The following is a 10572-nucleotide window of genomic DNA, read 5'->3' as shown; positions in this document are numbered from 1 at the left end:
CTCTAATTCCATTTGGTTTGCGTTCTCTCATATCGCTTTTAGTCTAAACTCCAGTAAATACTCATTACTCATTACTTAAAGAACGCGAAAAATAACTTTTCCACTGCAAACTTTACTCAGTAAGGATTGGAAAGTATTGTGCATGAATTTTTACAATTGGGCTATGTTTACATTATGAGTGATGAGTAAGGAGAAGTACTCAGTACTGATGGAAGTTTTGAATCTTAACTCATCCCACAGCTTTTTATCAAAACCCGTAGAGTGGCCTGTTCCATTAATCTTGATGAGTTTGTAGTAAGCACTTCAGTGCTTAAAAATCCAGGACTAAAGTCCTTACTACGAACTTATTCACCCCTCGGACACTAGTGACCAAGGACAAATGACAAATGACTATTGTTGTATGAATATTTTATGACTTATGTCAGCATTTTTTGTTTTAAAAACCACTAAAAACGCGTATTTTCAAGCGATTGGCGGTTTTTTGCCAATTTATTTTTGATTATTTACTAAGCGGATCTCCATTTCAGGTGTACTCTCAATATACGGTAACTATCACACTTGACCTTTGAGATAAATTACACCCAGAGGTGAATACCATGAAAAATTATGCCCAACAGCAGGAATTTATATTAAGTCAAATCACAAATAAATATTTTCAGCGCCGGGATTTCAGTAGATGTGACTTGAGTGGAATCGACCTGAAAGGAATTGATTTAAGTGGTATTAATTTCATCGGAGCGGATTTGCGTGGTGCAAATTTATCTGGCTGTGTTCTCACTCGTGCTAATTTAAGTGGCGCAAATTTGATGCAAGCTAGTTTACGTGAAGCTAATTTGTATGAAGCATCTTTGTGTGAAGCCAATTTGATTAATGCTGATTTAACACAAGCAAATTTGTGCGGAACTTTTTTATGGCGGGTGAAATTTATAGGTAGTAATCTTTGGGGTGCTTCTCTGTGTGATGTGGATTTGAGAGAAGCAGACCTAAGTGAAGCGACATTAATTGAAGCATCCCTGATTGAAGCTAACTTAAGTTTTGCAAATCTCGCAGGAGCAAAGCTATGTGGAGCAAAATTACTAGAAACTAATTTGACTGAGGCCAACTTAACTGGCGCAGATTTGACATGGGCAAATTTAACCAATGCAAACTTGAGTAAGGCTAACCTTTGGAAGGCAAATCTGACTTATGCGAAGTTGCGCGACACTATCATGCCTGATGGCACAATTGAGCAACCTCAGATAGTTATTTATTAGTTATTTGTCATTTGTCATTGGTCATTTGTTAGGAGGGAAGAACTTTCTGTTTGCTCTAATGCCCAATGGCTAAAATTCTCGTTTTGAAAAGATAAAAATAGCGATCGCTAATAACATGGCACTATATAGTAAGCCATAGCCAGCATTTGTAATGAGTGCAGTTGTGTCAGGTAGTGCTTGCAAACCATAAACGGCATCATTTTTCAAATCTAACCGAGATAAATCTGGCAAGATGAGAAACAAACCTTGAGTTAGACGTTCCATACCAGGGTTACGGCTAAGACGACCAAGTTGTACTAAATCTTGAGTAATATTTCCGATTAGATATACCGCAAAGGTTAAAACAGTCGCTAGCAGAGAAGCAGTAAAAACACCGAAGGTAATCGCCACAGCGGTGATTAATGACAACTGCAAAAATAAGAAAATGGCTGCAATTAGAATACTCGCCGTAGGATGAGGAATATTACCAAATTGCAGAAATACCAGATAAATTGCTGTCATCATGGCGACAAGTACAGCTAGGACTGCGGATAAACCCAAGTATTTGCCGACGATAATTTCGCTACGACTGACAGGTTTAGCAATTAACACCAAGATAGTGCGTTTTTCAATTTCTTTATTAATGAGTCCTGTACCAATAAATATCGTGATAATTAACCCGATGGCATTCATCGCCGCCATCCCAAAGTCTAAAAACATTTTGTCTTCAGTCGTAGCTGCAAATTCAGGAAGGACGCGGAAGGCAGTGGCGAGTATTAACGCATAAAAACCAATAATATATAGAATGCGATCGCGTACCACTTCCTGAAATACATTCTTTGCCAATACAAAAATTCTGTTGTTAGTCATTGGTCATTTGTCATTTGTCATTTGTCATTGGTCATTTGTCATTGGTCATTTGTCATTGGTCATTGGTCATTGGCCATTGGGAAGAGACAGAGGGTAAAAAAGTAATTTTATTATTCTTCCCCCTGCTCCCCTGCCCCTCTGCCCCATTCTTCACTGCTGCGGAGGTGGTGTTCCAGCAATAAGTTTACTGGCGCGATCGCATTCAATTTCTGCAACTGTAATCTTATTCTCTGAATTATTGCCTACTGCAACTGGTTCAATCCGACAAGATTTCTTCAAGTAATATCCTCGTGGGTTAGAACTTGGGCCTATCCAAATACTTAATAAATCTAATATATATCCAGACTTAGTATTAGCTACACGCGGTTCAACACGCCATAGTTCCTTCTCTTCATATTTAGCTAGGTTTTTTTGAATTACTCCCCTACCCAGAGTTCCTACCCGCTGTCTCGCATCTAGCAACCATTTCTCTACTTCCGACCAAGGTGTTTCAGCTATCTGTTCTACTACTATTGGTTGAAGTTCCTCTAGAATTACAACGCCATTTCTGGGGATTTTTGCTTGTTCTTCTGTTCTGACAACAAAGGTACTACGTTTAAAAGTATCTGCCTGCAAACTGGGATATTGTTGTAACCAATTATCCATCACAAAATAAAACTGAATCCAGCAACTTAGTAGCATACTACTAGCAACTAAAACTATGATTTTTTGGCGGTCTTCTGGCTTAGGAATGCGAGCTTTAGCATCGGTGTCAGTTCCTTCAATAAATTCTGGTATTGCCGTAATTAGTGCTGAAATTGTCGGCCAAAAAATGATTGTTCTGGGTGTAATTACATCCTCTTGACTTCCAAAAGCAAAAACACTCACTAAGAATCCAGTGATTACCGCCCCGACTGGCATAAAAGTACCAGGAACTCTCAAAGGATCTTCTGTTGTATACCAAGCTGTGCCGGCAATTAAAAATAACCAACCAAAAAATGCAATTATATCTTTGATATAACCTGTGGCAAAATATGAAAGTACCCAAGAAAAAACACTCATATAAATAAATGTCTGCCAAGAATAAGCTTTGGGTGGAACTAATACCTTTCTAATTCCTGCATAAAGCCCTTCAGCAAATTTAAAAACACCAAATACATCTTTAAGTAGCGTATTCATTTTCTCCCCACACCTGATTAATAAATCACTAATCTTCCTCTGAATTAAACAAGTAAATTCTTGCTATTTTGAGCGAAATAATAAAATAATGGTTATCGCAGTATAGCTCAGAGAATTGGCTATCAATATAGTAGTAACTAAATTAGTATTTTGTAATTTAAGGCTGCTAAACCGACGCCATCGCTGCCGCTGAGATGTTTTCGGCTCCTCTTCTTTTTTAGCTAGTGGTTCATTTAATAATGATAGTAGCAAAACCTTGAGAATAAAAAATTTCATCAGAAAAGTAGTAAAGAAAATTATACAGGCCGTTAAGATAATTAAAGGTTGGGTATTGGGCGATTTAAAATTATTAAAAAACATATAATTAATTAATTCTGATTTCACCTGGATTGGCAACATTGGTTCTGATACAAAAAATATGAACCAACCAATTACACTAGAAAACAGATTGATAGAAATCGCATAAAAAGTACTGGACTTTTTGTCAAATTTTAGTCGAAAGTGCAAAACATACGCTTCGATGGGGATGGCAATCAGTACAAATAAAAAGTCAAACAGAATTCCACCAATGGGAAAAATCCTGGGAAGCATCCAATTTTCAGGCATAAATGGTCAAAGGTAAGGGTTAACTGTTGAGAGTATAACTGGGATAGTGAGGGTGATGGGGGAAATTATCGCATTGTTCTTGTCCTTTACTATGCTGGTGTGTCAGTAGTCATTTATTGATATTTTTAGTACATCAAGCTGATTATGTACGAATGCGCTAGAGGGGCAGTTTCTAAGATGAGAGTACAAGAGGTTAGGTAAGATTAAAGACTGCCATAGTTATAGCTTTTCGAGAGATGACAAGGAACGGTATCGGTATTCGCACGGCGCAAGTGCGTCAGGAACGGCTCATTGGACAAATTCACGTCTATGATGGCTTGGGTAAAGGTAAGTCCCAAGCGGCTTTAGGGGTGGTTTTGCGCTCCATTGGCTTGGGGATAAATACGCCTAGCAATTCTAACCGCGTTTTACTACTGCGGTTTTTAAAAGGGCCAGAACGTGATTATGACGAAGATGGGGCGATCGCAGCTTTGCAGCGCGGGTTTCCCCATTTAATTGACCAGGTTCGCACTGGGAGAGCCGAATTTTTTGGCCCAGAAGAAATTACCACATTTGACCGAGATGAAGCGATGCGGGGTTGGGATGTCGCCAAAGGTGCGATCGCCAGCGGTTTATATTCAGTTGTCGTCTTGGATGAAATTAACCCGGTTCTGGATTTAGGTTTGCTACCTGTGGATGAAGTGGTAAAGACATTAAAATCCAAACCCCAAGAGTTGGAAATCATCGCCACCGGACGCGCTGCACCGCAAAAGTTGCTCGATATTGCAGATTTGCACTCAGAAATGAAACCTCATCACCACCCAACAGCTAAAGCCCTCTTCCTGGAAGGGATTGAAATTTATACTGGTGCTGGTAAAGGCAAGTCTACTAGTGCTTTGGGCAAAGCCTTACAGGCTATTGGTAGGGGAATTAATCATCCTGGGTCTACCCGTGTGTTAATTATGCAGTGGCTTAAAGGTGGTAGTGGCTACACAGAAGACGCTGCGATCGCCGCCTTACAGCAGTCATATCCAGAAGTGGTGGATCATCAGCGCTGCGGTGGAGATGCCATCGTCTGGCGAAATTCCCGGCAAGAATTAGACTATGTAGAAGCCGAACGGGGTTGGGAAATCGCCAAAGTTGCGATCGCCTCTGGGTTGTATAAAACTATTATTCTCGATGAACTCAATCCCACCGTTGACTTAGAATTACTCCCCGTTGAACCCATTGTTCAAGCTTTACTCCGCAAACCCCGCGATACCGAAATCATTATCACTGGTCGCTGCCAAAATCCACCCGCATACTTCGACTTGGCTAGCGTCCACTCAGAGGTTTATTGCCACAAACACTATGCTAATCAAGGTGTAGAACTGAAACGAGGGGTAGATTTTTAAATGGGAATAGGGCATTGGGCTGATAACTAAATTTTGGCGCATTAGCGGGAATTTTTACTTGTGGGTAGTAGAATATCTTGCACAAAGCGATCGCGTCCTGCGGCCTTTGCTTGATACAACGCCCGATCCGCTACAGCAATCATTTCTTCCAAGCCAGAATCTGACTGAGGAATTTCTGTCGTAAACCCCACACTAATAGTTACATGAGGACTAACTTGGGAATTTTGATGAGGAATTGCTAGTGTTCGGATAGTATGGCAAATTTTATCAGCAACATAAGTCGCCCCCTCCGTATCTGTGTTAGGTAAGATCACAGCAAATTCTTCTCCACCATAACGGGCAAGGAGGTCCCCTGGACGTTTAATAATATCTTTGATGGCTTGAGCAATTTTCTGAAGACAGCGATCGCCTACTCGATGACCATAAGTATCGTTATATGATTTAAAGAAATCAACATCGCAAAGAATCAGGGAAAGCGGCCGTTGCTCCCGTTTCATCCGCTGCCACTCTTGGTTAAAATACTCTTCAAACCGCCGGCGGTTAGCTACTTGAGTTAATCCATCGATAGTAACTAATCGCTGCAATTCCAGATTAACGGCTTCCAGTTTTTGCTGTAACTGAGATTGCTGAATCAAACGTTTTACCCGTTGTCGCAAAACTGGCCAGTGAATCGGTTTGGTAACATAATCCATTGCCCCCACTTCAAAGGCACGGTCAACTGACTCTTGATCTTCAAGTCCTGTAATCATTAAAACCGGAGTGTGCTTGCTACGATCAAGAAGCTCCAATTGAGTGCAACACTCAAACCCATCCATATCCGGCATTATGGCATCAAGGAGTACGATATCAGGGTGCAGTTGCTTAAAAGCGGTTAAAGCCTCTATGCCATTTTGAGCTTCTGCTATTTTATACCCTTCCCGCTCTAAGAAATGCCGCAATATCAAGCGAATAAAAGGTTCATCATCAACAATCAGAACTAAAGATTGACTTTCTTGAGCATTGGCTTTCATGGTACTTCCTTCGCAAGTTCTTTTTGTAAGGCAGTTTTAACTTGTTCATATTCCTGGTATAGTTGTGAGAGCAATTCTCGACTGTTTTCTAAGTTACTGCTGCGTCCCTGTACTTCTAACACCTTGCAAAGCTGCGCTAAGTCCATCGCTCCAACAGAAGCACTGCTGGACTTGAGTTTGTGGGCTGTTTTCCATATAGTCTTCGTATCCTGAGTTGTGATAGCTGTGCTAATATCTTGCACCAGTCTCGGTGTTTCTGTAAGATAACACTCAATTAGTTCAACAAATGCCACACGATCTCCTCTGACGATATTCCGCAACGATTGGAGAATTTTGGCATCAATTTTGGCGATTTTTAATGTCTGGTTTTGCCCTTCCTGTAGAAAATTTGGCGAAGGTTGCAATTCTAAAGACATCACTTTCCCTTGTGTTCCTATGGAAGTGAATTCAGAACTTCTTTGGGATCGGCATTTGCTGAGTGCCTCAGCCAATTCTTGCAGCTGAATAGGTTTGCTAAGGTAGTCATCCATACCAGCGGCAAGACAAACTTCGCGATCGCCCCGCATTGCATTGGCAGTTATGGCAATGATATGAGGACGAAAACCTACTTCCCATTCTTGACAAATTCTCCGAGTTGCTTCTAACCCATCCATTTCAGGCATGTGGACATCCATCAACACTAAGTCATAGGACTTTTTTTGCAAAGCCTTGAGCACTTCTAGTCCATTGGTGACAACATCTGCCCCATAACCCATTTTCTGTAGCATCAGTAGAGCAACTTTCTGATTGACAACCGTATCCTCTGCCAGAAGAATTCGCAGTGGCAGTCGATGGGCCAAATGCTGATCAACCAAGGGAGAATGAGAAATACTGGCTTGGATCGGCTGATTACCCAAAATACGGGTAATTACATCGTAGAGTTGAGACTGTTTGATGGGTTTGCTCAAAGAGGCAGCAAACTGGACATCATGAAAGTCAGAAAAAGTTTCTACTCTACCCAAAGAGGTCAGAATCACCAAAGGTAAATTTTGACAACCAGATTGCTTGCGGATTTGACGAGCTAGGGTGATGCCATCCATTTCCGGCATCTGCATATCTAAAATGCCAATATCAAACTGCGTTCCCTTGGCAAGTTCAGCTAAAGCTTCTTTACCAGATTTGGCAGTATAAGTTTCCATTTTCCAAGACTCAGCTTGCAATCTGAGAATTTGGCGATTAGTGAAATTGTCATCCACAATCAACAGCCGCTTGGATGCAAGCTGTACTGGCGAAGTGCTTAATTCAGCTTGTTCTGACTGAGCAGCTACTTTGGTAGTAATGGTGAAGTAAAATGTTGAACCTTGGAAAGAAGCAACAGATGTTGAAGAAGGCAGGAAGCAGGATAGCGCAGCGTTAGCGAGTCCACGTTCGCGCAGCGTCTCGTCGAGAGCGTCAGACATTCCTTCTGTCTCCAGCTCTCTGCCTCCTGCCTTTCTTGAGAATTGTCCATTTTCCCATCTAGGGCTAGGATTGCCACCGACAAACCCCTGACTTTCTACCCAAAGAGTGCCACCCATCATCTTACTGAGCCGCTTGCTGATGACCAGTCCTAGCCCTGTGCCCCCATATCGTCGAGTCATGGAGACATCAGCCTGAGCGAAGGGTTGAAATAACCGCTCTATCTTCTCTGGTGCGATGCCAATACCTGTATCTTTGATGGCAAATTGAATTTGGATTGGGGACTGGGTACTAGGGACTGGGGACTGGGTACTAGGGATTGGGGACTGGGAAGAAGTTTCTTGATCCTCCTCATTACCCCTAATCCCCAATCCCCGATCCCCAGTCCCTAATCCCCGATCTCCAGTCCCTATTTCAACAGAGAGTACCACTTCTCCGTTTTCAGTGAACTTAATGGCATTGTTGAGAAGATTCATCAAGACTTGGCGCAGACGTGTCATATCGCCAATGATTTGAGTCGGAACTTGCGGCTGGATCAGGTAAGCTAACTCGATATCCTTTTGGGCAGCTTTAGGGGCTAATAGAGAAATAGCCTGCTCGACACAAGCTCTCAAATTAAAAGGCTGTTCTTCTAATTCCAGTTTGCCAGATTCAATTTTCGAGAAATCTAGAATGTCATTGATGATGGTGAGTAAAGCATCTCCGCTACTGCGAACTGTTTCTACAAAGTCTTGCTGTTGAGGCGTGAGGTCAGTATCCAGCAATAGACCTGTCATGGCAATCACAGCATTCATTGGAGTCCGAATTTCGTGGCTCATCATCGCCAAAAACTCGCTTTTTGCCCGATTCGCAGCTTCTGCTTGACGTTTTGCCCGCTCCAAGGCAAAGTTTTTTAAAGTAAGTTCTTCACGTCGGCGCGTTTCTTGTTCCAGTAAATGAGCTTGTGCTAGAGCAATACCCAGTTGAGCTGCCACGGCTTCTAGTAATTCGATTTCCTCTTGTGTCCACTGGCGAAAATAACTGCACTGGTGTAGGCCGATCGCACCATTGGGTTTTCCTTGATAGGAGGTGCGGATTGATAGCATAGACTTCAACCCAACTTCTCGGCAGATCGGTTCAGCTGCCTGGAGTAAAGGATCAACGTACACATTTGGAGAAGCGATCGCTATTTCTTGTGCCATCATCTGCTCTGCATGAGGATTGTTGGTCATGGGAACTTCCAATTTCAACATGGAGCAGTAACCAGGAAGTATATTATACTCTGCTACTAAGGGGATTCTGGGTGTGGGGTCACTAATGTAAGAGTGAATCAGACACCGTTCAGCCCCAAATGCTTGTCCAATTTGGGTAGCAGCCGTCTCAAAGATTTTGCTGGCATCAAGACTTTGACGAATTTCCTGAGTAATTTGTTCAAGTAGTAGGGTGCGATGCAATTGCCGTTGCAGTGCCTCTTTAGCTCGTTTGTTTTCGGTGATGTCGTGATTGACGCCAACAGTGGCAACAGTTTCCCCCTGTTCATCCTGTAAAGAGATTACGGTTGTTTCGCAAATTCCCTCACTGCCATCTTTGCGAATAAAGTGTATTTCCCCTGACCAGCGTCCTTGCTGGTTGACTTTTTCCAAGATTTTGGTGCTTAATGTTGCAGCGACTTCCGGCTGATGCAAAAAACTAGGATGTTTAGCCAAAACCTCGGCTTTAGTATAGCCAAACATACTTTCAGCAGCAGGATTCCAGTCAACAATATTTCCGGTTAAATCTGTGATAATAACGCCATCATGCATGTTTTCAAAGGTGAGGGCTTGCCGACGCAGGCTGGCTTCAGCTTGCTTGCGTAAACTAATATCTGTCTGAATGCCAATGAAGTGGCTTAACTTGCCATTTTCGTCATGGATAGGAGAAATACTCAATTCATTCCAAAATAAAGTACCATCTTTGCGATAATTTCGGAGAACAACTTTGCAACTTGTTCCAGCTTGAATAGATGATCGCAATTCATTAAGTGCTACTTGCTGGTTATCTGTGCGTTGCAAAAATCGACAGTTTTGACCAATTACATCAGTAGCCTTGTAGCCTGTTATTTGCTCAAAGGCGTGGTTGACGTAAATAACCGGAGTATAAGCGAGTCTGGCATCGGCAATAATAATTCCATTACTGTTAGCAGCAAGTGCCCTCTCCCTCAGTCTCAAGGTTTCTTCAACCAACTTCAAATCAGTAATGTCAAACATAAACCCTCTCAGCATAGTAGGAGTTCCTGCTTCCTCAACTACGCTAACAACGTCTCGCAACCAAATAACTCGCCCGTCGGCTGCTAACATCCGGTATTCTAATTCGTGATTCTGGCACTTAGCAGTTGCTTCTTGACAAAAATGAACAGACTTTTCCTTATCATCTGGATGCAGATGATTAACCCAAAAATTTTCCTCGTACCACTCTGCGATCGGATATTTTAGCAAGTCTACCGCTTGCGGCCCAACATAAATAAATCGCCAAGTCTTCAAGTCTAATTCCCAAGGGATGACTTTGACAGTTTCCAACAACTGCCGCAGACGATTTTCACTGGTTCGGAGCGCAATTTCTACCTGTTTTTGTTCAAAAATCCTATGAGTTAATTCCTGATTTATTGCTGTTATTTTTTGGTTACTTGCTTTCATTGCCAGGACACAATAGATTGATAATATCAGTGTGATAACAGCCAATAAGCACGCAATCAATACTACTTGTATTAATAACCACGGAGTTTGGATTAAAAGTCTCTGCCAAAGTAGGACTACAGAGATTGAGAAGAAAATTCCTAGCAACAGCGCTAGTAATTCTCGTTTGCGGAAAAATTTCACAGCTTTGAACCAGTCATATCGCTGCTGTTTGATCACTTATTAACCCTCCAGC

General features: G+C 42.0%; 7 protein-coding genes. 2 read left to right on the top strand and 5 right to left on the bottom strand.

The window, feature by feature from the left end; all coding sequences use genetic code 11:
• Window positions 1-596 precede the first annotated feature (596 nt).
• Window positions 597-1253, top strand: coding sequence for a pentapeptide repeat-containing protein (locus ABF638_RS11495; RefSeq protein WP_435022855.1), 657 nt, complete (start codon window positions 597-599; stop codon window positions 1251-1253).
• Between the two features lie 69 nt (window positions 1254-1322).
• On the opposite strand, the gene ABF638_RS11490 is transcribed toward ABF638_RS11495, so the two are convergent.
• The 3 genes from ABF638_RS11490 to fraC form a co-directional block, all read right to left on the bottom strand.
• Window positions 1323-2102 carry an ABC transporter permease gene (locus ABF638_RS11490; RefSeq protein ID WP_435022854.1) on the bottom strand — a complete coding sequence of 260 codons (780 nt, stop codon included), beginning with the start codon at window positions 2100-2102 and terminating at the stop codon, window positions 1323-1325.
• Window positions 2103-2252: 150 nt separating this feature from the next.
• On the bottom strand, window positions 2253-3260 hold the full coding sequence (fraD, locus tag ABF638_RS11485; protein WP_435022853.1) for a septal junction protein FraD: 1008 nt from the start codon (window positions 3258-3260) through the stop codon (window positions 2253-2255).
• Window positions 3261-3323: 63 nt separating this feature from the next.
• Window positions 3324-3866, bottom strand: a complete 543-nt coding sequence (gene fraC / locus ABF638_RS11480; protein ID WP_435022852.1) for a filament integrity protein FraC — start codon at window positions 3864-3866, stop codon at window positions 3324-3326.
• A 236-nt stretch (window positions 3867-4102) separates the two neighbouring features.
• On the opposite strand from fraC, the gene ABF638_RS11475 reads away from it, so the two are divergent.
• Entirely contained in the window at window positions 4103-5239 is a 1137-nt protein-coding gene (locus tag ABF638_RS11475) for a cob(I)yrinic acid a,c-diamide adenosyltransferase (protein WP_069068662.1), read from the top strand.
• Window positions 5240-5280: 41 nt separating this feature from the next.
• On the opposite strand, the gene ABF638_RS11470 is transcribed toward ABF638_RS11475, so the two are convergent.
• Both ABF638_RS11470 and ABF638_RS11465 read right to left on the bottom strand, forming a co-directional pair.
• Entirely contained in the window at window positions 5281-6249 is a 969-nt protein-coding gene (locus ABF638_RS11470; protein WP_435022851.1) for a GGDEF domain-containing protein, read from the bottom strand.
• Window positions 6246-10556 carry a PAS domain S-box protein gene (locus ABF638_RS11465; RefSeq protein ID WP_435022850.1) on the bottom strand — a complete coding sequence of 1437 codons (4311 nt, stop codon included), beginning with the start codon at window positions 10554-10556 and terminating at the stop codon, window positions 6246-6248. Before ABF638_RS11465 ends, ABF638_RS11470 begins: the two co-directional genes overlap by 4 nt.
• Between the last annotated feature and the right edge of the window lie 16 nt (window positions 10557-10572).

This window comes from Nostoc sp. CALU 1950 (assembly GCF_051172895.1).
GTDB classification, from domain to species: Bacteria; Cyanobacteriota; Cyanobacteriia; order Cyanobacteriales; family Nostocaceae; genus Nostoc; species Nostoc edaphicum_A.
The sequence above is the reverse complement of the archived record's forward strand: the minus strand, read 5'-3'. Positions and strand labels throughout refer to the sequence as shown.